This is a genomic window from Hypericibacter adhaerens, from assembly GCF_008728835.1.
GTDB lineage: Bacteria > Pseudomonadota > Alphaproteobacteria > Dongiales > Dongiaceae > Hypericibacter > Hypericibacter adhaerens.
Genome location: NZ_CP042582.1, coordinates 4,445,873 through 4,468,693, shown reverse-complemented (window position 1 = coordinate 4,468,693; position 22,821 = coordinate 4,445,873). Strand labels below are relative to the sequence as shown.

Annotated in this window: 18 protein-coding genes; 6 read left to right on the top strand and 12 right to left on the bottom strand. The window is 68.3% G+C overall.

Going from position 1 to position 22,821, the window contains the following annotated elements:
* The first annotated feature begins 170 nt into the window (after positions 1 to 170).
* Positions 171 to 1,106 (top strand): EamA family transporter RarD, encoded by a 936-nt coding sequence (gene rarD / locus FRZ61_RS20035; RefSeq protein WP_191909118.1) that lies wholly within the window; start codon positions 171 to 173, stop codon positions 1,104 to 1,106.
* A gap of 95 nt (positions 1,107 to 1,201) precedes the next feature.
* Here rarD and pyk read toward each other — a convergent pair whose 3' ends face one another.
* The 3 genes from pyk to FRZ61_RS20020 all read right to left on the bottom strand — a co-directional run bounded on the left by pyk (position 1,202) and on the right by FRZ61_RS20020 (position 5,110).
* Positions 1,202 to 2,620: a pyruvate kinase gene (gene pyk / locus FRZ61_RS20030; RefSeq protein ID WP_151119394.1), complete on the bottom strand. Its 1,419-nt coding sequence runs from the start codon at positions 2,618 to 2,620 to the stop codon at positions 1,202 to 1,204.
* Between the two features lie 268 nt (positions 2,621 to 2,888).
* A complete protein-coding gene (locus FRZ61_RS20025) occupies positions 2,889 to 4,160 on the bottom strand; it encodes a glycerate kinase type-2 family protein (RefSeq protein ID WP_151119393.1) in 1,272 nt (423 codons plus the stop codon).
* Between the two features lie 35 nt (positions 4,161 to 4,195).
* On the bottom strand, positions 4,196 to 5,110 hold the full coding sequence (locus FRZ61_RS20020; RefSeq protein WP_191909117.1) for a DMT family transporter: 915 nt from the start codon (positions 5,108 to 5,110) through the stop codon (positions 4,196 to 4,198).
* A 461-nt stretch (positions 5,111 to 5,571) separates the two neighbouring features.
* Here FRZ61_RS20020 and asnB point away from each other — a divergent pair, with 461 nt between their 5' ends.
* Both asnB and FRZ61_RS20010 read left to right on the top strand, forming a co-directional pair.
* Positions 5,572 to 7,401, top strand: coding sequence for an asparagine synthase (glutamine-hydrolyzing) (asnB, locus tag FRZ61_RS20015; protein WP_407657856.1), 1,830 nt, complete (start codon positions 5,572 to 5,574; stop codon positions 7,399 to 7,401).
* 130 nt (positions 7,402 to 7,531) lie between these two features.
* A complete protein-coding gene (locus FRZ61_RS20010; RefSeq protein WP_151119390.1) occupies positions 7,532 to 8,443 on the top strand; it encodes a dihydrodipicolinate synthase family protein in 912 nt (303 codons plus the stop codon).
* A 4-nt stretch (positions 8,444 to 8,447) separates the two neighbouring features.
* Here FRZ61_RS20010 and FRZ61_RS20005 read toward each other — a convergent pair whose 3' ends face one another.
* Together FRZ61_RS20005 and FRZ61_RS20000 are read right to left on the bottom strand one after the other, a co-directional pair.
* Positions 8,448 to 9,269, bottom strand: a complete 822-nt coding sequence (locus FRZ61_RS20005; protein WP_151119389.1) for an NAD-dependent epimerase/dehydratase family protein — start codon at positions 9,267 to 9,269, stop codon at positions 8,448 to 8,450.
* A 175-nt stretch (positions 9,270 to 9,444) separates the two neighbouring features.
* Positions 9,445 to 10,446, bottom strand: coding sequence for a 4-hydroxyproline epimerase (locus FRZ61_RS20000; protein WP_151119388.1), 1,002 nt, complete (start codon positions 10,444 to 10,446; stop codon positions 9,445 to 9,447).
* A gap of 287 nt (positions 10,447 to 10,733) precedes the next feature.
* Between FRZ61_RS20000 and FRZ61_RS19995 the strand changes: the two genes are divergently transcribed.
* Positions 10,734 to 11,036, top strand: a complete 303-nt coding sequence (locus FRZ61_RS19995; protein ID WP_151119387.1) for a DUF1244 domain-containing protein — start codon at positions 10,734 to 10,736, stop codon at positions 11,034 to 11,036.
* 83 nt (positions 11,037 to 11,119) lie between these two features.
* On the opposite strand, the gene FRZ61_RS19990 is transcribed toward FRZ61_RS19995, so the two are convergent.
* Positions 11,120 to 11,569, bottom strand: a complete 450-nt coding sequence (locus FRZ61_RS19990; protein ID WP_151119386.1) for a hypothetical protein — start codon at positions 11,567 to 11,569, stop codon at positions 11,120 to 11,122.
* 254 nt (positions 11,570 to 11,823) lie between these two features.
* On the opposite strand from FRZ61_RS19990, the gene FRZ61_RS19985 reads away from it, so the two are divergent.
* Complete coding sequence (locus FRZ61_RS19985) at positions 11,824 to 12,066, top strand: DUF2312 domain-containing protein (RefSeq protein ID WP_151119385.1); 243 nt, start codon at positions 11,824 to 11,826, stop codon at positions 12,064 to 12,066.
* A gap of 112 nt (positions 12,067 to 12,178) precedes the next feature.
* Here the strand turns inward: FRZ61_RS19985 and FRZ61_RS19980 are convergent, their stop codons facing one another.
* The 5 genes from FRZ61_RS19980 to FRZ61_RS19960 all read right to left on the bottom strand — a co-directional run bounded on the left by FRZ61_RS19980 (position 12,179) and on the right by FRZ61_RS19960 (position 17,873).
* On the bottom strand, positions 12,179 to 13,186 hold the full coding sequence (locus FRZ61_RS19980; RefSeq protein WP_151119384.1) for an ABC transporter ATP-binding protein: 1,008 nt from the start codon (positions 13,184 to 13,186) through the stop codon (positions 12,179 to 12,181).
* Positions 13,183 to 14,217, bottom strand: coding sequence for an ABC transporter ATP-binding protein (locus FRZ61_RS19975; protein ID WP_151119383.1), 1,035 nt, complete (start codon positions 14,215 to 14,217; stop codon positions 13,183 to 13,185). Before FRZ61_RS19975 ends, FRZ61_RS19980 begins: the two co-directional genes overlap by 4 nt.
* 1 nt (position 14,218) lies before the next feature.
* Entirely contained in the window at positions 14,219 to 15,100 is an 882-nt protein-coding gene (locus FRZ61_RS19970) for an ABC transporter permease subunit (protein WP_151119382.1), read from the bottom strand.
* A 24-nt stretch (positions 15,101 to 15,124) separates the two neighbouring features.
* Entirely contained in the window at positions 15,125 to 16,054 is a 930-nt protein-coding gene (gene oppB / locus FRZ61_RS19965; RefSeq protein WP_151119381.1) for an oligopeptide ABC transporter permease OppB, read from the bottom strand.
* 223 nt (positions 16,055 to 16,277) lie between these two features.
* Positions 16,278 to 17,873 carry a peptide ABC transporter substrate-binding protein gene (locus FRZ61_RS19960; RefSeq protein WP_225308913.1) on the bottom strand — a complete coding sequence of 532 codons (1,596 nt, stop codon included), beginning with the start codon at positions 17,871 to 17,873 and terminating at the stop codon, positions 16,278 to 16,280.
* Positions 17,874 to 18,232: 359 nt separating this feature from the next.
* Between FRZ61_RS19960 and FRZ61_RS19955 the strand changes: the two genes are divergently transcribed.
* Complete coding sequence (locus FRZ61_RS19955) at positions 18,233 to 19,141, top strand: DMT family transporter (RefSeq protein WP_151119380.1); 909 nt, start codon at positions 18,233 to 18,235, stop codon at positions 19,139 to 19,141.
* A 146-nt stretch (positions 19,142 to 19,287) separates the two neighbouring features.
* Here the strand turns inward: FRZ61_RS19955 and FRZ61_RS19950 are convergent, their stop codons facing one another.
* A complete protein-coding gene (locus tag FRZ61_RS19950) occupies positions 19,288 to 22,821 on the bottom strand; it encodes an indolepyruvate ferredoxin oxidoreductase family protein (RefSeq protein ID WP_151119379.1) in 3,534 nt (1,177 codons plus the stop codon).

The window sequence follows — 22,821 nt, the reverse complement described above, 5'->3', positions numbered from 1 at the left end:
GATACCGATATGGACTCTAGTGCCCGAACGGTCGGGCCGGCAAGCCGGCTCGCCAGCCTCGCGCATCTCGATTAGAATCGGCGCTCTTGGCGAAAGCGGCTCAGGATTGGTGAGCCGCGGCCGCCCGGCCCTTCATTCCAGAGCCTTTGGCCCGACGCGAATTTCCGCCCTTGACCCGTGATCCCCATCTCGAGCGCAAGACGCTGACCGGCGCCCTCTATGCGTTGGGCTGCTTCTGCCTCTGGGGCCTGAATCCGGTCTATTTCAAGACCGTCGCCACGGTGCCGGTGATCGAGGTGCTGGCCCATCGCGTGGTCTGGTCGGTGCCGTTCCTCGCGATCCTGGTGGCGCTGTCGCGCCGCTGGCCGCATGTGGCCGACGTGCTGCGCAACCGGCGCGCCCGCTCGATCCTGATGCTGACGGCACTCATCCTCGCCACCAACTGGTCGCTCTATATCTGGGCGGTGGCGAGCGCGCAGATCGTGCAATCGGGCCTCGGCTACTACATCAACCCGCTGGTCAACATGCTCCTGGGCACGCTGGTGCTGCACGAGCGGCTCAAGCCCTGGCAATGGGCGGCGGTGGCGCTGGCCGCGGCCGGCGTGCTCAATCTCGCCATCGCCTATGGCGAGTTCCCCTGGCTTGCCGTCAGCCTTGCCGTGACCTTCGGGGTCTATGGCCTGCTGCGCAAGATCGTGGCGGCCGAGAGCCTCGACGGGCTCATGGTGGAGACGCTCCTGCTGCTGCCCGTAGCGCTGGCGCTGCTGGTCTATCTTGCCGTCATCGACGCCGGCAGCTTCGGCACTGTCTCCACCCATCTCGATCTCATGCTGATCCTGGCAGGGCCGGTGACGGCGGTGCCGCTGCTGCTGTTCGCGGCCGCCGCCCGCAAGCTGCGGCTGGCCGCGCTGGGCTTCTGCCAGTATCTCTCGCCCACGCTCCAGCTGCTGCTGGCGGTCGCCGTCTATGGCGAGCCCTTCACCCCGGCCCACCTCGTCACCTTCGGCTGCGTGTGGATCGCGATCGTGATCTACAGCCTGGACAGCTTGCGGGGGCAACGGAGGCGCGCAATACGTCATCCCCGCGAAAGCGGGGATCCATCCTGATCCAACGCGCCAAACGTCACGGTAGATCCCCGCTTTCGCGGGAGTGACGGTAGAGAAACAGTGACGATCAGGAAGGGAGCGATGGCGTCGCTGCGTCAGCCATCCACCCAGGCGATCCGTAGGACGTTGGTGGAGCCGGGCGTGCCGAAGGGGACGCCGGCGGTGACGACGAGGCGCTGGCCGGCCTTGGCGAAGCCTTCCGCGAGCGCGATGCGGCAGGCCTTGTCGACCATCTCGGAGAAGCTGCGGACATCCGGCGTCTCGATGCAATGGACGCCCCAGACGAGCGCCAGGCGCCGCGCGGTCTCGCGCTTCGAGGTCAGGCACAGGATCGGCACCTCGGGCCGCTCGCGCGCGGCGCGGAAGGTGGTCGAGCCGGAGGTGGTGTAGGTCACGATGGCCGCGGCGGAGATCGTGTGGGCCACCTGCTGCGCGGCATAGGTGATCGCGTCGGCCGCAGTCGCCTCGGGCTCGGGGCGTTGCGCGGCCAGGATGCGGCGATAGAGCGGGTCGCGCTCCACCCGTTCGATGATCCGGTTCATGATCGAGACCGCCTCGATCGGATAGTTGCCCGACGCGGTCTCGGCCGACAGCATCAGCGCATCGGCGCCGTCATAGACGGCGGTGGCGCAGTCCGAGGCCTCGGCGCGGGTCGGCGCCGGCGCCATCACCATCGATTCCAGCATCTGGGTCGCGACCACCACCGGCTTGCCCTTGAGGCGGCAGGTGGCGACGATGCGCTTCTGGATCGAGGGCACGTCCTCTGGCGGCATCTCGACGCCGAGGTCGCCGCGCGCGACCATGGCGGCGTCGGCGAGATCGAGCAGCTCTTCCAGCCGGTCGATGGCCGAGGGCTTCTCGAGCTTGACCAGGATCGCGGCGCGGCCCTGCACCAGGCGGCGGGCCTCGGCCACGTCCTCGGGCCGCTGCACGAAGGAGAGCGCGATCCAGTCGACGCCGAGATCGAGGGCGAAGGCGAGATCGCGGCGGTCCTTCTCCGTGAGGGGCGAGACCGGCAGCAAAATGCCCGGCAGGTTGACGCCCTTGCGGTCCTTGATCCGTCCGCCGAGCAGAACCGTGGTGTCGGCATAGCCCTGGCCGACGCGCTCGACCTTGAGCCTCAGGCGGCCATCGTCGATCAGCAGGTCGGCGCCCGGCGTCAGCGCCTCGAGCACCTCGGGGTGGGGCAGGCGCACGCGCGTGCTGTCGCCCGGCCGGTCCTCGAGATCGAGGCGAAAGGGCTGGCCGCGCTCGATCTGCGCCTCGCCGCCGGCGAGCTGGCCGACGCGGATCTTGGGGCCTTGCAGATCGACCAGGATGCTGATCGGCCGCCCCGTCTCCGCCTCGATCTCGCGGATGACGGCGTGGCGCGCGCGGTGATCCTCGTGCGTGCCATGGCTCAGATTGAGCCGGAACACATCGACGCCGGCGTGGAAGAGGCTGAGAAGCTGCTCGCGGGTCGAGCTGGCGGGCCCCAGGGTGGCGACGATCTTGGCCAGTCGTTCACGTCTCATGCTCGCAACTCTACCTTCGGCTTCATGACCGCTGAAAGCGTCTCGGGGTCGTCTTGTCTCAAGGCGGGCGCTGGCAGGAACGTTCCGGGTGCGCAGGGGCGGACCCATGCCCGGCTCGGAAGCTGGGGGCTCCCGAGGATCGATCCCGGGCGGGATCCGCCGACGAAGATGCCTAGCCTAGAGCGCTTCCCGATCCGAGGGAATCGGGAAGCGCTCCGGGCTCTTTCGGTTTTGTCATGTTTTCCCTGGCCGGCGGACCGGTCGGCGCTCAGCGCCGCTTCTCGATCAGGATGGCGCGGAAATCGTTCACGTTGGTCAGGGTCGGGCCGGTCTTGACCAGATCGCCAAGTGCCTCGAAGAAGCCATAGCCGTCATTGTTGGCGAGCAGGGCCTTGGCATTGACGCCCTTGGCCCAGCCCCGGGCCAGGCTGTCGGGCGCCATCAGCGCGCCGGCATTGTCCTCGGTGCCGTCGATCCCGTCGGTGTCGCAGGCGATGGCATGGATGCCCGGATGCCCGTCGAGCGCCACCGCCAGCGCCAGCAGGAACTCGGCATTGCGCCCGCCGCGCCCCTGGCCCCGGACCGTGACCGTGGTCTCGCCGCCCGACAGCAGGACGAGCGGCGGCTCGCCGGGCTGGCCGTGGCGCGCGACCTGGCGCGCGATGCCGGCATGGACGAGCGCCACGTCGCGTGCCTCGCCCTCGATCGAATCGCCGAGGATCATGGGCGCGATGCCGGAAGCGCGCGCCGCCTTGGCGGCGGCTTCGAGCGCGTCCTGCGGCCGTGCGATCATGATGGTTCGGGCGCGGGCGAAGCGCGGATCGCCGGGCTTGGGCGTCTCGTCCTGGCCGCGCCGGAAGCGCTCGGTCACGGCGGGTGCCTCGGTGATCCTGTATTTCTCGATCACGGCGAGCGCGTCGGCGAAGCTGGTCGGATCGGGCACGGTGGGACCCGAGGCGACCACGGAAGGATCGTCGCCCGGCACGTCGGAGATCAGCAGCGTCACCAGCTCGGCCGGGTAGGCGGCCGCGGCGAGCCTTCCGCCCTTGATCGCCGACATATGTTTGCGCACGCAATTCATCTCGGCGATGGTGACGCCATATTTGAGCAGCGCCTTGTTCATCGCCTGCTTGTCGGCGAGCGTGATGTCGGGTGCCGGCAGCGACAGCAGCGCCGAGCCGCCGCCCGAGATCAGGCACAGCACCAGATCGTCGGGCGTGAGGCCCTGGACCTTCTCGAGGATCCGCCGCGCCGCGTCGCGGCCGCGCTCGTCGGGCACCGGATGCGAGGCCTCGACGACCTCGATCTGCCGGCAGGGCGCGCCATGACCGTAGCGCGTCACCACCAGCCCCTCGAGCGGCCCCCGCCAATGACGCTCGACCGCCGCCGCCATGGCGGCCGAGGCCTTGCCGGCACCGACCACGATGGTGCGGCCCTTGGGCGGCGGGGGCAGATGTTTCGGCACGGCCTGCATCGGATCCACCACCGACAGCGCGGCGCGGAACAGGCTCAGCAGCAGGTCACGGGGGGCTTGAGGCATCGGGGACGCGGTTTCGTGAAGGGGAGACCAGAGAATCAGCCGCGGCGCTCGCTGTAAAGCCGCGCGATCAGGATGCCGGCCAGCACCACGACGCCGGCCAGGATCTGCCACGGGGTCAGCCGCTCGCCGACCAGGAACCAGGCGAGGAAGAAGGTTGCCACCGGATTGACCAGCATGCTGACCGAGGAGAAGGCGACCGGCAGGTGGCGCAGCGCCCAGGCGATCATGCTCTGGCCGCCGACCTGGGAGATCCAGGCCAGCCCGACCAGGATGGCCCAGCCCCGCAGGCTCATGGGCACCAGGCTCTCGCCCGAGACCAGCGCCGCGACCAGCATCACCACCAGCCCCGAGACGGCGGTCCAGGTCATGACCTGCGCCGTCGAGAAGCGCTCGCGGGCGGCCTTGATGGTGATGATGTAGCCGGCATAGGTGATGCCGGCGCCGATACCGGCGAGATTGCCGATAATGTGGGTCATGTCGAGATGGACTGCGCCGATGAGCGCCGCTACACCGCCCAGAGCCACGGCGAGGCCCAGGACGAAACCCGGCCGGAAGCGCTGCCCATAGACCAGCCAGGCGATCAGCGTCACGAAGATCGGCGCCGTGTTGCCGAGCAGGGTCGCGGTCGCGGCCGTGGTCAGGCGGATCGACCAGTGCCAGCAGACGAGATCGGCCGCGAGATAGAGGCCGGGAAGCGCGAGGATCCAGAAATCGCGCAGCGCCTGCGGCCTCGCGGGGGCCTTTGTCTGGTGACGGGCTTCGACACCCTGCCAGAGGAGGAGCAGCGGCAGGGCCAGGAACAGGCGATGGAAGCCGGTGGCCGAAGGCCCCAGCTCGGAAATCTTGACGAAGATGCCGGAGAAGGAAACCGCGACCGCGCCGAGCAGCAGCACGGCCAGGGCGGCGCGGCCTGGGGCGGCCGCGGGCGTCGTCGTATCGGCGAGCGTCATGGCGCTCTTTATAGGGGCGGGCCGGCGGCGGAACCATGTCCGCCGCGACATGGACCCCCTGCGTCCGCGACAGGTCACCCATGCGGAGGAGCGGACCGCGGTTTCACTTTCTTCCCCTCCCCCCTTGAGGGGGAGGTCAGGGTGGGGGGTGATCGTAGGACGTAGTGCGGCAAGAGCACTTGATCGCGTCATTCGCATCTAAAACGAATCTGCGGCCACCCCCCCCCATCCCAGCCTCCCCCTCAAGGGGGGAGGGGAAGAAGGCGAAGCTGCAGTTGCGGCGTCCTTGGCGCTGTCGCGTCACATCAGCAACGCGATTTCGCGTCGACCGACATGGTTCCGAAACATCGGCCCCCGATCTGCCCTGCGAAGGCCCGGCCGCAACGCAAACCACCGAGCGCGGCCGGACTTCCGATTGCAAACTGGAAAGGGTCACGAAGATGTGCGGAATTGCAGGTTGGGTGAGCTATCGGCGCGATCTCACCACGCAGGAGGCTGTCATCGCGCGGATGACAGCGACCATGGCGCGCCGGGGTCCGGATGCGGGCGGGGTCTGGATCGATCGCCATGTCGCCTTGGGCCATCGCCGGCTGGCCGTCATCGATCTCGCCGGCGGCGTGCAGCCGATGCAGGCGGAGGAACAGGGCCGCACGGTCGCCTCGCTCATCTATACGGGCGAGGTCTACAACTTCGTGGAGCTGCGCGACGAGCTGCGAGGGCTGGGCCATGGCTTCAGGACGCGCAGCGACACCGAGGTCGTGCTGCGCGGCTACCTGCAGTGGGGCGAGAGGGTCGTCGAGCGGCTCAACGGGATGTTCGCCTTCGCGATCTGGGATGTCCGCAGCGAGGAGCTGTTCCTCATCCGCGACCGGATGGGCGTCAAGCCGCTTTACTATTATCCGACCGCCGACGGCGTCCTGTTCGGCTCCGAGCCGAAGGCCATCCTCGCCCATCCCAAGGTCCAGCCCCGCGTCAACCGCGAGGGCTTCTGCGAGCTCCTGACCTTCGCCAAGAATCCCGAGGCCACCGTCTATGCCGGCATGCACGAGGTGCGGCCGGGACAGATCGTGCGGGTGAGCCGGCGCGGCCTGACCAAGCATCGCTACTGGGCGCTGACGGCGCAGGAACATGACGACGATCTCCTGCGGACGGTCGACAATGTCGCCGGGCTCATGGAGGACATCGTCCAGCGGCAGATCGTGTCCGACGTGCCGCTCTGCAGCCTGCTCTCGGGCGGGCTCGATTCCTCGACCGTCACGGCGATGGCGAACCGGGCGATCGCCGACCGGGAGGGCGGGCGGATCCGCTCCTTCTCCGTGGATTTCGCCGAGCACGGTTCGGCCTTCGTCGCGGGCGATTTCCACAAGACCCCCGATACGCCCTTCGTGCGGGATTTCGTCGACCATATCGGCTGCGACCATACCGAGGTCGTGCTCGACAGCCGGAGCCTGGCGGATCGCGATCTCGGTCGGGCCGTGCTGGAAGCCGCCGACTTTCCGCTCAGCGTCTCGGGCGACATGTTCGCGTCGCTCTATCGGTTGTTCCAGGCGGTGCGCCAGAACTCGACCGTGGCCCTGTCGGGCGAATCGGCGGACGAGGTCTTCGGCGGCTATTCCTGGTTCCACGATCCGCAGACCGTCAATGCGGGGACCTTCCCCTGGATTGCCGCCAATATCAGCAAGGCCTTCGACGGCACGCAGGTGCTCGATCCGGGCTTGCGCGAGCGGCTCGATCTGGCCGGGTTCGAGGCCGACAGCTATGCCAGCGCCATCGCCGAGACGCCGCAGCTCGCGGGCGAATCCGCCGCCGAGCGGCGCATGCGCGAGATCAGCTATCTGCACCTGACGCGCTTCGTGCAGTTCCTGCTCGACCGCAAGGACCGCATGAGCATGGCGGTGGGCCTCGAGGTTAGGGTGCCGTTCTGCGACCATCGCCTGGTCGAGTATGTCTTCAACATCCCCTGGGAGATGAAGACCTTCGACGGGCGCGAGAAGAGCATCCTCCGGGCCGTGGCGCGCGGGCTCCTGCCGCGATCGATCCTCGAGCGGGTCAAGAGCCCCTATCCCTCGACGCAGGATCCGGCTTACGAGCAGGCGGTTCGCGAGGAGGTGGCGGAGATGCTGGAGGACCGCTCGCATCCGGCCGCTCCCTTGTTCGACCGGGCGGCGATCCGAGGTCTGCTGGCGCAGCCTCTGGGCAACAGCAGCTCGCTCCCCGGCCGCGCCGGCCTCGAGCGCGCCCGCTCGATCGGGGCCTGGGTGAAGGCCTATGACGTCCAGCTCGACCTCTGACCCGCGAGGGTTAACCGTCTCGAATCGCTTCAGTTTCGGGGCGGTCAATCCGCCGATTGACGGGAGGCGAGGCCGGTGCCAGCCTCCCGCCGCTTCGGGCCGCATCGGCCCTCCAGAGGAGGCTTTGCCCATGACCGGCTGGCGCGGCGTATTCCCGGCGATCACCACGCAGTTCAAACCCGATCAATCGATCGACATGGCGGCGACGGCCGCCTCGATCGAGCGGCAGGTCAAGGCCGGCGTGAACGGCGTCATCATGTGCGGCTCGCTGAGCGAGGCCTCGACGCTCGATGGCGAGGAGAAGCGCGCGATGGTGAAGCTCGCGCTCGACACGGTGAAGGGACGGGTCCCGGTCCTGGCCGGCACCGCCGAGGCCACCACCAGGAACGCCTGCAAGTTCGCCGAGGACGTCGCCAAGATCGGCGGCGGCGGCCTCATGCTGCTGCCGGGCATGATCTACAAGTCGGACCGCCGCGAGACGCTGGCGCATTACCGCACCGTGGCGCGGGCGACCGACCTGCCGATCATGGTCTATAACAACCCGCCGGCCTACGGCGTGGATGTGACGCCGGAGATGTTCGCCGAGCTCGCCGACGAGAAGACGCTGGTCGCGATCAAGGAATCCTCCGACAATGTCCGGCGCATCACCGACATCGTGAATCTCTGCGGCGACCGCTACATCCTCTTCTGCGGCGTCGACGACCTGATCCTGGAAAGCCTGATGCTGGGCGCCGTGGGCTGGGTCGCGGGCCTGGTCAACGCCTTCCCCGACGAGACGGTGCAGCTCTACCGTCTGGCGCAGAAGGGCCGCTACGAGGAAGCCCGCGCGCTCTATCGCTGGTTCATGCCGCTCTTGCACCTCGATGTCTCGGTCAAGCTCGTCCAGTACATCAAGCTGGTGCAGGCCGAGGTCGGGCTCGGCACCGAGACGGTGCGCATGCCGCGCATGCCGCTCGCGGGCGAGGAGCGCGAGCGCGTGCTCGGCATCATCCGCGCCGCCGTCGCCAAGCGGCCGAAGCTGCAGGCGCTGGCGGCGGAGTAAGGGCCTAGAGCCCCAGATCGCGCCGTCCGCCGCTGAGGAAGCGGCGCGGCGCGTAGCCCAGATCGCGCGCGGCCGGGCCGATATCGAAGGCCTGGTCGCGCGCCATTCGTTTGGCGAGGTCGGAAACGGCGGCAAGGCCGGGAACGCGGATAAGCCGCGGCGGGCGGCCGAGGGCCGCGAAGATCCGCTCGATCATGGCCCGGTAGGAGAGGGTCTCGCCGCCCGGCAGCGCGTAGGTTCGGCCGATCGCTTGCGGTCGGTCGAGGGCCGCGAGCGCTGCCAGCGCCAGATCCTCCGCATGCACGGGCTGGCGCTTTCCTTCTGCCTGCCAGGCGACGGGGAAGAAGCCGAAGCGCTCGATGAAGCGCGCGGCGCGGCCGACATTCGCATCCTCGCCCGTGCCGTAGATCAGGGTCGGGCGCAGGATGGTGAGGCCGATGCCGGCCCTGGCGGCGGCGGCCGCGACGGCGGCCTCGCCTTCAACGAGGGCCGTGACGATGGCTTGCGTGGCCGGATCGCGGCTGTCGCGCTTGGCTTCCACCGAGGTCGACGAGAAGGCCACCAGGCGCTCGACGCCGAGGCGCGCCAGCGCCGGCAGATGCGGCGCCAGGAGCCAGACGGGCAGGGTCGCAATGGCGTGGCGTGCGGCGACCCTCGGCAACTCGATCGCGCCATGGCCGAGATCGGCCCGGTGCCATTCGACCCCTTCCCGCCGCGGCTTCGAGCGTCCGATGACGATGACGGTGCGTTGCGGCGCTGCGCGTTCGATAACGAAGCGCCCGACGGGGTCGGTGCCGCCGAGCAGGAGGAGGGGAGGCAGGGACACCCGCTACCTGGTTCCGCTTTTTTCTTCCTCTCCCCCACGAACGTGGGGGAGAGGGTAGGGTGAGGGGGTGGTTGCAGGAACGAACGCGTCCTTCGACATGTCGCCCGCCATCGAGGCCCCCCTCACCCCACCCTCTCCCCCCGCTTCGCAGGGGGAGAGGAAAGAAAACATTTCCTCACACCAACTGGAACCCGTGCTTATAGGGGTCGCGGTCGTCGATGAAGATCGTGTTGTAGCCAGTCTGCCGCGCCCAGCCCTCGATCGAGGGGAGGATCGCCTCGTGATTGCCGACCTTGGTCTTGGCCTCGACGCGGCCGTTGAAGAGGCTGCCGATGATGCTCTCATGCACGAAATCGTCGCCGACCTTGAGCTTGCCCTTGGCGGCGAGCTGGGCCATGCGCGCCGAAGTGCCGGTGCCGCAGGGGCTGCGGTCGATCGCCTTCTCGCCATAGAAGACGGCGTTGCGCGCATGGGCCTTCGGGTTCTTCGGCTTGCCGGTCCAGAGGATGTGGCTCACGCCCTTGATGGTCGGGTTCTCGGGATGGACGAGATCGACCGCCTCGTTCAGCAGCTTCCGCAGGATCGGCGAGAGCCGGAGGATGTCGCCCGGCGTCATGTCCTCGAGGTCGCGATAGTTCTTCTGCGGCTCGAGGATCGCGTAGAAATTGCCGCCATAGGCGATGTCGAAGCTCAAGCGGCCCAGGCCCGGGCAATCGACCTCGATGCCCTCGGCCGCGAGATAGGAGCCGACATTGCGGATGCGCACCGCCTCGACATAGGCGCCTTCCTGCCGGTAGGTCGCCTCGACGAAGCCCGCCGGCGTCTCGAGATTGAGCTTGCCCGGCTGGCGCGGCGTGACGAGGCCGCGCTCGAGCGCGAAGGTCACGGTGCCGATCGTGCCGTGGCCACACATGGGCAGGCAGCCCGAGGTCTCGATGAAGAGCACGCCGATATCGCAATCGGGGCGGGTCGAGGGATAGAGGATCGAGCCCGACATCATGTCGTGGCCGCGCGGCTCGAACATCAGGCCGGTGCGGATCCAGTCGTACTGCTTGAGGAAATGCTGGCGCCGCTCGCTCATGCTGGCGCCCTCGAGGATCGGGCCGCCGCCGGCCACGAGGCGCACCGGGTTGCCGCAGGTATGGCCGTCGACGCAGAAGAAGGTATGGGTGGCCAAGAGCTCGGTTCCTCGACGCGGGAAATGGGGTGTCGGGCCCGGTTTTAGGCCCGTCCTCCGGGCCGGGTCAATCCGTCGGGCCTTCAATCCCCTCCCCCGACTTTTGGGGGAGGGCAGGGAGGGGGATGGCTCGGTCTGCGATCTCGTCGGGGTGCGAAGCGGCCGATACCGAGCAGCCCCCTCCCCAACCCTCCCCCGTTCCGGGGGAGGGGATATTGAAAAGCCTGCCCCCTGGTGCCGCGGCAGCGGCGGTCGCATATTTGGGTCCAAGAGAAGGAGTTGGCCTCATGAACGACAAGACCCGGACCGAGCTCGAAGCCGCCGCGTTCCGCAAGCTGGTCGAGCATCTGCGCGAGCGCAAGGACGTGCAGAATGTCGACCTGATGAACCTGGCGGGCTTCTGCCGCAACTGCCTGTCGAAATGGTACCGCGCGGCGGCCGAGGAGCGCGGGATCGCGCTCAGCGATCCTGAAGCCCGCGAGATCGTCTATGGCATGTCCTATGACGAATGGAAGGCGAAGCACCAGAAGGGCGATGGAATTCCGGCCCTGAAGGAACTGGCGGCGCAGGCCAAGCCGCATTCGCACTGAACGGCCGCTCACCGTTCCGGTGACAACGGGAAAGGGCGCTTCCCTCGAGGGAGACGCCCTTTCTGCCGCCGGGGCGGCGCGCATTACGGCTTGGTCGAGCCGCCGGTGCCGCTCGGGCTGGGCAGGGTTCCGGGTGTCGGGAGAGTGCCCGGGGTGGCCGGGCTCGTGAGGCCGCCCGGCGCGTTGGTCGTTCCGGGATTGGTGATGCCGCCGGGCGTGCCTGTCGTGCCCGGGTTAATCAGGCCGCCGGGGTTGCCCTGGGTCCCCGGGTTGGTGACGCCGGCGCCATTCGTTCCGGGAACGCCGGGCGTCGAACCCGGGCCTGGAATCTCGGGGATGGCCGTGCTGGGCGTCTGACCCTGGGGCATCGTCGTGCCGTTGTTGGTCTGGGCCTGGGCGACCGCGAGCCATCCGCCGCACGCGATCGGCAGCAGCCATGCGACCAGCGCCGCGACTCCGAGACGAAACGCCGGCCGGAACCGTGGAGCCGTTGCGGCTCGGCGCGAAAAGTTCCGTGAAAGATCGGCGATCATGCGTGATCTCCTGCTGATTCGATCATGGGGAGCGGAGATCCGGGGAAGCCCGATACCCGCTCCCCTCGCCGACTCAATGGATTTGACGCCGAATCATTCCCGCTCCCTGCGTCAATTGTTCCGCCGCTCCCGTCGCCGTTCTCGACGGTCTTGCCGGCCCCAACGGCGCCCTTTATCGTCCGCGGGCTCCGCAGGCCCCCGAAGGCCCGCGGGCTGCTTCAAGAACAGGCTGATCCGACGGGGAGTTTCTGCGAATGGCGAAAGGCGGGATTGCGGCCGACCGGCTCAAATCCTTCATCGAGCGCATCGAGCGGCTCGAGGAGGAGAAGGCGGCGCTGGCGGCCGATATTCGCGAGGTCTATGCCGAAGCCAAGGGCACCGGCTTCGACACCAAGATCATGCGCCAGATCATCCGCATCCGCCGCATGGACAAGGCCGACCGCCAGGAACAGGAAGAGCTGCTCGCGCTCTACAAGCGCGCGCTCGATCTGGAGTAGGCGCGTCCCTGGTCCTGGGTCGCCGGGTCAGGCCCGGCGATGACAGGCTGAAAATACGGGGCGCTCCTTCTTCTTCCGTCATTGCCGGACTTGATCCGGCAATCCAGGGCCGCTAGCCGCGCCAGTGATGGCAAGCCACGCTGTGGCCGTCCTCGGTGATCTCGAGCGCCGGGCGCTCGGCGGCGCAGATCGCGGTCGCCTTGGGGCAGCGGGTGCGGAAGGCGCAGCCCGAGGGCGGGTTGAGCGGCGAGGGCAGCTCGCCCTTGAGGACCAGATGCCGGCGCGCGCGCTCGAGCTCGGGATCGGGCAGCGGCACCGCCGAGATCAGCGCCTGGGTATAGGGATGGCGCGGCTCGCGGAAGAGGGCGCGCCGCTCGGCCACCTCCGCCACACGGCCCAGATAGAGCACCATGATGCGGTGGCTGATATGTCGGACCACCGACAGGTTGTGCGAGATGAAGATGAGGGCGAGCCCGTCCTCGCGCTGCAGCTTCATCAGGAGATTGATGATCTGCGCCTGGATCGAGACGTCGAGGGCCGAGACCGGCTCGTCGCAGACGACGAGCTTCGGCCGGTTGATCATGGCGCGCGCGATGCCGATGCGCTGGCACTGACCGCCCGAGAATTCGTGCGGATAGCGGTCGAGATGCTCAGGGCCGAGCCCGACGCGGGTCAGCATGCCGACGACGCGCGAGCGCAGCTCCTTCTTCGGCAGGTCCGGCTGGAAGGTGCGCAAGGGCTCGGCCACGATCTCGCCCACCGTCATGCGCGGATCGAGCGAGGCCAGCGGGTCCTGGAACACGATCTGCATGTCGGCGCGCAGGCGCCGCAGCGCCTCGGGCGTCAGCTTCGCCAGGTCCTGGCCGAGCCAGGTGACGCGGCCTTTGACATGCGGCAGAAGCCGCAACACCGCGCGGCCCAGCGTCGATTTTCCCGATCCCGATTCGCCGACCAGCCCCAGCGTCTCGCCCGGCCTCAGCTCGAAGCTCACGTCGTCGACCGCCGTCAACACGGCCTCGGGCCTGAAGAGGCCGCGGCGGATGCGGAAGGTCACATGGAGATCTCGCACCGACAGGATCGGCGCGCGCCGGGTCCAGAGCGCATGCGCGAGCGCGGTCATGGCCGGCGCTCCGCCTCGGCGGGCGAGACCTCGAGATGGCAGGCCTTGGTGCGCCCAGGACCCACGGCGCGGAGCGGGGGCGTCTCGCGCACGCAACGCTCGAAGGCATGAGGGCAGCGCGTGCGGAAGGCGCAGCCCGAGGGCAGATGCTGCAGGTTGGGCGGCTGGCCGGGGATCGCGATCAGCGGCGGCTCGTCGGCGTCGTCCGCCGCGGGGTCGGCGCGCGGGACCGAGGCCAGCAGGCCCGCGCTGTAGGGATGGCGCGGGTCGCGGAAGAGCTCGTGCACCGGCGCTTCCTCGACGATCCGGCCCGCATACAGGACGAGCACCCGGTCGCAGAGGCCGGCGACCACGCCCAGATCGTGGGTGATGAGGGCGAGCGCCATGCCGCTGTCGCGCTTGAGCTCGGCCAGGAGCGTCAGGATCTGCGCCTGGATCGTGACGTCGAGCGCCGTGGTCGGCTCGTCGGCGATGAGGAACTCGGGCCCGCAGAGCAGCGCCATCGCGATCATCACCCGCTGGCGCATCCCGCCCGAAAACTCGAACGGATACATGCCGATGCGCCGCTCGGGCTCGGGGATCTGCACCCGCTCCAGCATCGCGATCGCCGCCTTGCGCGCCTGGGCGCCGTCGAAGCCGCGATGGGTCACCAGCACCTCGGTCAGCTGCCGCTCCACCGTCAGGAAGGGATTGAGCGAGGTCATCGGGTCCTGGAACACCATGGCGAAGCGGGCGCCGCGCAGCCGGTTGAGCTCGGCCGGCGGCAGGCCCAGGATCTCGGTGCCGGCGAAGCGCACATGACCGCTGGCGCGCCCGTTGCGCGCGAGCAGCCCCATGGCCGCGAGAAAGGTCTGGGTCTTGCCCGAGCCCGATTCGCCGACGATGCCGACGGTCTCGCCGGGCGCGATCGCGAAGCTGATGCCGTCGAGCGCCGCGATCTCGCCGCCGCCCTCCATCTTGAAGCGCACATGGAGGTTCTCGATCTCGAAGACCGGGGCCGTGCCGGGCCGGAGGGCGGGTTGCGCGCTCATCTCAGCGATCCTTCGGGTCGAGCGCATCGCGCAGGCCGTCGCCGATGAAGTTGAGGCAGAGCAGCGTCACGACCAGCATCGCCGCGGGATAGACCAGGACCCAGTAGGAATGCTCCATCACCCGCGCCCCCTCGTTCACCATCGTGCCCCAGCTCGCATCGGGCTCCTGCACGCCCAAGCCCAGGAAGCTCACGAAGGATTCGATCAGGATCACCTGCGGCACGGTCAGCGTCGTGTAGATGATGACCGGCCCCAGCGTGTTGGGGACGATATGCCGGCGCAGGATGGCGAGCGTGCCGACGCCTGAGGCATGGGCCGCCTCGATGAACTCCTTGCGCTTGAGGCTCAGGGTCTGGCCGCGGACGATGCGCGCCATGTCGAGCCAGGAAACGGCGCCGATCGCGATATACATCAGGATCACGTCGCGTCCGAACACCACCGTCAGCAGGATCACGAAGAAGACGAAGGGCAGCGCATAGAGGATGTCGACGATGCGCATCATCACCGCATCGACGCGGCCGCCGACGAAGCCGGCGACGGCGCCCCAGGCCACGCCGATCACGAGGCTCACCAGGGTCGCGACCAAGCCGATCGAGAGCGACACCCGGCCGCCATAGAGCGCGCGCGCGAAGAGGTCGCGACCGTTCTCGTCGGTGCCGAAATAGTAGCCCAGCGACCAGTCCGGCGGCGCCATGATCCGGTCCCAGTTCACATCGTCCATCGGATGGGGGGCGAGAAGCGGCGCGAAGATACAGGCGAGCGTGATGAGGCCCAGCAAGACGAGGCTCGCCACCGCCGCGCGGTTGCGGAACAGGCGGCGGCGCGCATCGGCCCAGAGGCTGCGCGAGGGGGCGGGGGCGGCATCGAGGGCGAGGTCGGTCATGGGCGGGCCTCAAGGGATCGGGGCTCAGTCATAGCGGACCTGCGGATCGAGCAGCCCGTAGGCGAGGTCGGCCAGCAGGTTCAGCAGGATGATGAGGGCGCCATAGAACACGACCACGCCCATGACGAGGGTGTAGTCGCGGTTGAGCGCGGCCTGCACGAAATAGCGGCCGATGCCGGGGATGCCGAAGATCTGCTCGATCACGATCGAGCCGGTGATGATGTTGGCGATCGCGGGCCCCAGATAGGAGACGATCGGCGGCAGGGCCGCCTTGACGCCGTGGCGCAGCAGCAGCAGGCGCTCCGGCAGGCCCTTGGCGCGCGCGGTGCGGATATAGTTGGTGCGCAACACCTCGAGCATGCTGCCGCGCATGAGCCGCGCGATGGTGGCGATCTGCGGGAGGGCCAGCGCTATCACCGGCAGGACCATGTGGCGGATCGAGAAGCCGCCCTCGCCCCAGCCGCCCACCGGCAGCCAGCGGAGCTGCAGGCCGATGACGAGCGTGAGCAGCGGCGCCACGACGAAATTGGGGACCGCCACGCCCAGAACGGCGCCGCCCATCAGCGCGTGATCGAGCAGGCTGTTCTGGCGCAAGGCCGCGATCATGCCGGCGCCGATGCCCAGCAGGAGCGCCGCCGTCATGGCGATGGCGCCCAGCGTCAGCGAGGTGGGGAAGCCGCCGAGGATCAGCTCGGTGACGCTGTAATCCTTGTATTGGAAGGAGGGGCCGAAATCGCCCTGCAGCAGGTTCCCGACATAGCGGCCGAACTGGACCGGGACCGGCTCGTCCAGGTGGTAGGCCTTGCGCAGATTGGCCTCGACCTCGGCCGAGAGCTTGCGTTCCTTGTCGAAGGGTCCGCCGGGTGCGAGATGCACCATGAAGAAGGTGATGGCGACGATCAGCAGCAGCGTCGGGACCGCGCCGATCAGTCGCTTGATCGCATAGCTGAGCATGGCCGGATTATCGGAGCCGGGCGCCGTCGGCGGGGCGGCCGCAGGCGGGACGGCACCTGAATCCCCTCCCCCGTCTTCGGGGGAGGGCAGGGAGGGGGATGACTCGGTCCACGATCTCGTCGGAGTGCGAAGGAGCCGATACCGAGCAGCCCCCTCCCCAACCCTCCCCCGAAAGTCGGGGGAGGGGATTCAAACACTGTCCCATAGGCTGGCGCCGCGGTCCTCAGGACTTCAGCGAGAGATAGCGGCCGGGATGGATGTCCAGGACGTTCGCCTCCCAGCCCACCAGATTCGGCTTCAGCATATGCTTGGTGGTGTAGTGATAGATCGGGATCATGGCGTAGTCGTCGAGGAAGACCTTCTCGGCCTGCGCCAGGATCGCCAGCCGCTTCTTCGGATCGACGGTCGCGCCCGCGGTCGTGAGCAGCTCGTCGAACTTCGGGTTGTTGTAGCCGGCATCGTTGCGCGCGCCGGCATCCGACTTGAACATGTCGAGGAAGTTGATCGGATCGGGATAGTCGCCGATCCAGGCGGCGCGGGCGATGTCGAAATCCTTCTTGTCGCGGGTCTCGAGATAGACCTTCCATTCCTGGTTCACCAGCTCGAGCTGCACGCCCAAGGGCTTCCACATCGCGGCGATGGCGACCGCGATCTTCTTGTGGTTCTCGCTGGTGTTGTAGAGGAGCTGGATCTTGAGCGGCTTGTCGGGCCCGTAGCCTGCGTCGGCCAGCAGCTTCTTGGCCTCTTCCAGGCGCTGCGCCTTGGATTCGTTCTTGAAGTCGAGGAACTGCTGCTGGTAGCCGGGAACGTCGGGCGGCACCCAGCTATAGGCGGGGAGCTCGCCGGCCTGCGTGATCTTGTCGACGAGGATCTCGCGATCGATGCCCAGCGCCAGCGCCTTGCGGATCTGCTGTGCCTTGCCCAACGTGTCGCGGGTCAGGTTGATGACGTAGTAGTAGGTGCCGAAATAAGGGGTGTTGTGGAACTCGTCCTTCATGTTGGCTTCGACCCACTTCACCTGATCCGACGGCACGTCGTAGGTGATGTCCAGCTCGCCTGCCCGGTAGCGTTTCAGCTCCTCGGCGATGTCCTCGGTCGGGTAATAGATGATCTTGTCGAGCTTGACGCTGGCGGCGTCGTGGAAGTTCGGGTTCTTCACGATGGTGAGCTGCGACTGCGGCACCCAGTCCGCCAGCATGAAGGGGCCGTTCGAGACCATGTTGCCCGGCCGCGTCCACTGGTCGCCGAACTTCTCGACCGTGGCCTTGTGCACGGGCATGGCGATGTTGTGGGTCAGGAGGCCCAGCAGATAGGGCGTGGATGCGTTGAGGCTGATCACGACCGTGTGCGCGTCGGGCGCGGTGACGCCGAGCTGGCTGAGATCGGTGATCTTGCCGGCGATGATGGCGTCGGCGTTCTTGATCGGCGAGAGGATCGGCGCGTAGTCGGAGGCCGTCTTGGGATCGACCGCGCGCTGGAAGGAATAGACGAAATCGGCCGCGGTCACGGCATCGCCGTTCGACCATTTCGCGTCGTCGCGCAGATGGAAGGTATAGACGGTGCCGTCGTCGCTGATGTCCCAGCTCTTGGCGACGCCGGGCACTTCCTTGCCGTCGGGTCCCCACGCCACCAGGCCCTCGAACAGGTCGTTCTCGATCGCGTTCTCGGGCACGCCGGTCGATTTGTGCGGATCGATCGTCTCCGGTTCCGCGCCATTGCCGCGTCGCAGGACCGATTCCGCGTTCGCCGCCGCGGTGCCCGCCAGCAGTGCCGCGATCGCGAAGGCCGCCAGTTTCAACGTCGTTCGCCGATGCATCATGGGATGTCCTCCTTGTCCTTGACGCCCCGGAGCCTTGGCCTTTGGGGAGCGATCGCGAGAGGAGGCGATGCGCGGGAGGCTTTCGTGGGGTCGGCCGGGGTTCGTGACGGGAAGTGTCCTTCAATCTGCGGGGGCGTTCAAGCCGATGTCCCGGTGACAAGCGAACGGCGGGCGCTCTTCATGGCGGCGGCAAAAGCGAGACGCGGCGTGGGCTTGTCGCGCGCGGCGCGTTGCCGGGGCGTTCCGGCCTGACCCTTGATGTCCGGGTAACAATCCTTACCGGGACACCATGCCCATTGCAGCCGGCGCGGCGTTGCGTTAGGCGAACGCGCAACATTCGAAAACGGATCGCCCTCGCCATGACGACGACCAGCCCCCTGACGGCGCCCAGAAGCACGAGCTGGATACCGGTCCTGATCGCGCTCGCCGTGGTGGTGCTGTGGGGCGCCACGCCGGTCTTCACCAAGCTCGCCACGCGCGAGATCGATCCCGTGGTGACGGCGATGATCCGCACGGGTTTGGGCGGCATGGCCGCATTGCCCTTGGCGCTGACCTTGCGCATCAGCCCGCCGCGCCGCGCCGGCCAGGTCTGGCCGCTGCTGCTCTCCGGCTTCTGCGGCTTCGTCGCCTTCCCGATCCTCTATACCATCGGCCAGCGCATGACGTCGGCGATGCATGGCGGGTTGATCCTGGCGGCGTTGCCGATCTTCACCGGCCTCTATGCCGCGGCGATCGAGCGGCGCCGGCCGAACCCGGTCTGGTGGGCCGGTTGCGCCGTCGCCTTCGGCGGCGAGATCCTGCTGATCCTCGGCCGCCTGCCGAGCTCGGCGGGCGAAGCCTCGGTCCTGGGCGACCTGCTGATCCTGTTCGCGAGCCTCTTCGCCTCCATGGGCTATGTCGCCGGCGCACGGCTCCTGCAGTCGGGCTATGCCAGCCTCGGCACCACGCTTTGGGGCGCCACCTTCGCGGCGATCGTTTTCCTGCCGTTCCTGCCTTTCGCGCTGGGCGGCTTCCGCCTGCCGGAGGCGAGCTGGATCGCCTGGGGCTCGATCGCGACGATGGCCTGGATCACCGCGATCGTCGGCTATATCGGCTGGTACTGGGCGCTCGCCCATGGCGGCATCGCGCGCATGGGCACGATCCAGTTCCTGCAGCCGCTCTCAGGCCTGGTGCTGGCCTTCTTCTGGCTGGGCGAGCGGCCGACCGCGGTGCTGATCGTCGCCACGGTCATGATCTTCGCCGGCGTGGTAATCGCGAGGAGACGCTGACCGTCATCCCCGCGCCCGGCCGTAGGCCGGCCCAAGCGTAAACTCCAGCGGGGATCCATCTTGATCCAACGCGTCGAGCCTAGAATTGGCCCCCCACTTTCGCGGGGGTGACGAGCGATTCGGACGCGGACGCAGAGGGAAGTGGGCTACTCCGCCGCCGCTGCCGTCGCCGCAGGAGCAGCGCGGAAGTCGGCGAGGAGCTCGGCCTCGCGCGCCTTGGCCTTCTCGATCGCGGCGTCCTTGACATGGCCATAGCCGCGGATCTGCTCGGGCAATGCTGCCAGCGCCACGGCCACGCGATGGTTCTCGTGATCGAGCTTGCCGAGGATCTCCCGCAGCAGCGCCTCGTATTCCGCGATCAGCGCGCGCTCGCGCTTGCGCTCAGGCGTCCGGCCGAAGGGGTCGAGCGCCGTGCCGCGCAGGAAGCGGAAATGGGGCAGGACGCGGAAGGCCCCGAGCAGCCACGACCCGAACTCGCGCTTGAGGAGATGACCCGTGTCGGGGTCGCGTTTGGCGATGAGCGGTGGCGCCAGATTGAGCGAGAGCTTCCAGTTGCCTTCGAAATGGTTCTCCAGCGACTGGCGGAAGGCGGGATCCGAGAACAGCCGCGCCACCTCATACTCGTCCTTGTAGGCGAGGAGCTTATAGTAGTTGCGCGCGACCGCTTCGGCGAGGCCGCGCCGGCCGGGCGTGCGCTCGGCCTCGGCGACCTCCACGGCGGCGACCAGATCCTTGTAGCGCCGCGCCAGTGCCTCGTTCTGGTAGGCGGCGAGATCGCGGGACCGCAGCGCCACGATCTCCTCGAGCGTGGTCGCGAGCGGCCGCGGCGCCGAGGTCGGATCGGCCGCCTTGGCCGCCGCCTCCACGGATGCCAGGTCATGAGCGGCGCGCCGGCCCCAGCGGAAGGCCTGGCGGTTCTGCTCGACCGCGGCGCCGTTGAGCTCGATCGCGCGCTCCAGCGCCTCGCCCGACACCGGCACCAGGCCTTTCTGATAGGCATAGCCCAGCATGAAGAGGTTGCTGGCGATGGAATCGCCGAGCAGGGCGGTGGCGAGGCGCGTGGCGTCGACGAAATCGGCTTCGTCGCGGCCGACCGCGTCGGTGATGGCGCGCTTCAGGTCGGCCACCGGGAATCCGAGGTCGGGGTTGCGGGTGAAGTCGCCGGTGATGCTCTCCTCGACATTGATGAGGGCGCGGCTGACGCCCTTGTGGAGCTTGGCCAGCGCGTCGTAGCTGGCACCCACGACGATGTCGCAGGCCAGCAGCACCCGGGCCCCGCCGGCCGCGATGCGCACGGCGTGGATATCCTCGGGCCGGTCGGCGATGCGCAGATGGCTGATCACGGCGCCGCCCTTCTGGGCGAGGCCGGTCATGTCGAGGATGCTGCAGCCCTTGCCTTCGATATGCGCCGCCATGCCGATGAGGGCGCCCACCGTGACCACGCCGGTGCCGCCCACGCCCGTGACGAGGATGCCGTAGGGCTCGGCCGTGCCCGGAAGCTGCGGCTCGGGCAGCGGCGGCAGATCGCCCGTCTTACCGCCCCCGCTTTCCTTGCCGCCGATGCCGCGGCGCTTGCGGAGCTTGCCGCCCTTGACCGTGACGAAGCTCGGGCAGAAGCCCTTCACGCAGGAGAAGTCCTTATTGCAGGAGGACTGGTCGATCGCGCGCTTGCGGCCGAACTCGGTCTCGACCGGCACCACCGACAGGCAATTCGACTGCTTGCCGCAATCGCCGCAGCCCTCGCAGACGCGCTCGTTGATGACGACGCGCTTGGCCGGGTCCTCCATCAGGCCGCGCTTGCGCCGCCGGCGCTTCTCGGCGGCGCAGGTCTGGGCATAGACGAGGGCGGTCACGCCCGGCGTCTCGCGCAGCGAGCGCTGCACGGCGTCGAGCTGGTCGCGGTGATGGACCTCGGTGCCCGGCGCCAGCGCGGAATCGCCCTCATAGAGCTCGGGCTGGTCGGTCACCAGGCAGATGCGGCCGACGCCTTCGGCCGCGAGCTGGCGCGTCACCTGCGGCACGTCGAGCGGCCCGTCCACATGCTGGCCGCCGGTCATCGCCACCGCGTCGTTATAGAGAAGCTTGTAGGTGATATTGACGCCGGCGCCGATCGCGGCGCGGATCGCGAGCGAGCCCGAATGGAAATAGGTGCCGTCGCCCAGGTTCTGGAACACATGGGGCGTCTTGGAGAAGGGCGCCTGGCCGATCCAGGTGGCGCCCTCGCCACCCATCTGGGTGAAGGTCTGGGTGTCGCGGTCCATCCACTGCGCCATGTAGTGGCAGCCGATGCCGGCGAGCGCGCGGCTGCCCTCGGGCACCCGGGTCGAGGTGTTGTGGGGGCAGCCGGAACAGAAATAGGCGATGCGCCTTATGGCAGGCTTGTAGCCCTCGAGCGCCTTCTCCTTGGTCTCGAGGAAGGCCAGCCGCTCCTCGATGCGCGGGCTGTCATAGAAGCGCTTGATGCGCCGGGCCAGCACGCGCGCGATCATGGCCGGCGTGAGCTCGTCGGCCGAGGGCAGGATCCATTCGCCCTTTTCGTCGAACTTGCCGATCACGCGCGGCCGGCGGCCGGCCGGCGCGTCATAGAGGATGGTCTTGATCTGGTCCTCGATCAGCGGCCGCTTCTCCTCGACCACCAGGATCTCTTCCAGCCCCTCGGCGAATTTCTTGAGCCCTTCCGGCTCGAGCGGCCAGACCAGCCCGACCTTGTAGACGCTCAAGCCCACTTCCTCGGCATGCGCCTCGTCGATGCCGAGATCGTCCAGCGCCTGGCGCAGGTCGAGATAGGACTTGCCGGTGGTGACGATGCCGAGCCGGCGCCGGGGCCCGTCGATCACGGCGCGGTCGAGCTTGTTGGCCCGGGCATAGGCCAGCACCGCCTTCAGCTTGTAGCGGTGGAGCCGCATCTCCTGCTCGAGCGCCTGGATCGAGGCGAAGGGCGAGGAGGGGAAGCGGATATTGAGCCCGCCGGCCGGCATCTCGAAATCGGTCGGCGTCGCGATCTGGACGCGATGCGGATCGACCGAGACCGAGGCCGAGCTCTCGACCGTATCGGCGACGCATTTGAGCGCCACCCAGCAGCCCGAATAGCGCGAGAGGGCGACGCCGTGGAGTCCCAGATCGAGGAATTCCTGGACGCCCGCCGGGTTCAGCACCGGGATCTGCGCATCGACGAAGGCATATTCGGTCTGGTGCGCGGTGGTGGAGGATTTGCAGGTATGGTCGTCGCCGGCCAGCGCCAGCACGCCGCCATGCTTGGCGGTGCCGGCGAGATTGGCGTGGCGCAGCGCGTCGCCCGAGCGGTCCACGCCGGGGCCCTTGCCGTACCAGAGCGCGAAGACGCCGTCATAGTTGGAATCGCCGAAGAGATCGAGCTGCTGCGAGCCCCAGACCGCGGTCGCCGCCAGGTCCTCGTTCACGCCCGCCTGGAAGCGGATATGGTGGCGGTCGAGGAACTTCTTCGCCTGGCCCATGGCGAGGTCGAGCCCGCCCAAGGGCGAGCCGCGATAGCCGGTGATGAAGGCCGCGGTGTTGAGGCCCGCCGCCTCGTCGCGGCGGCGCTGCATCATCGGCAGGCGCACCAGCGCCTGCGTGCCCGTCAGGAAGACCCGGCCGGTTTCGGCCGCATATTTGTCGTCGAGGCTGACGGTCGCGAGTTTGCTGGCGGGCGCGAGTTTCAT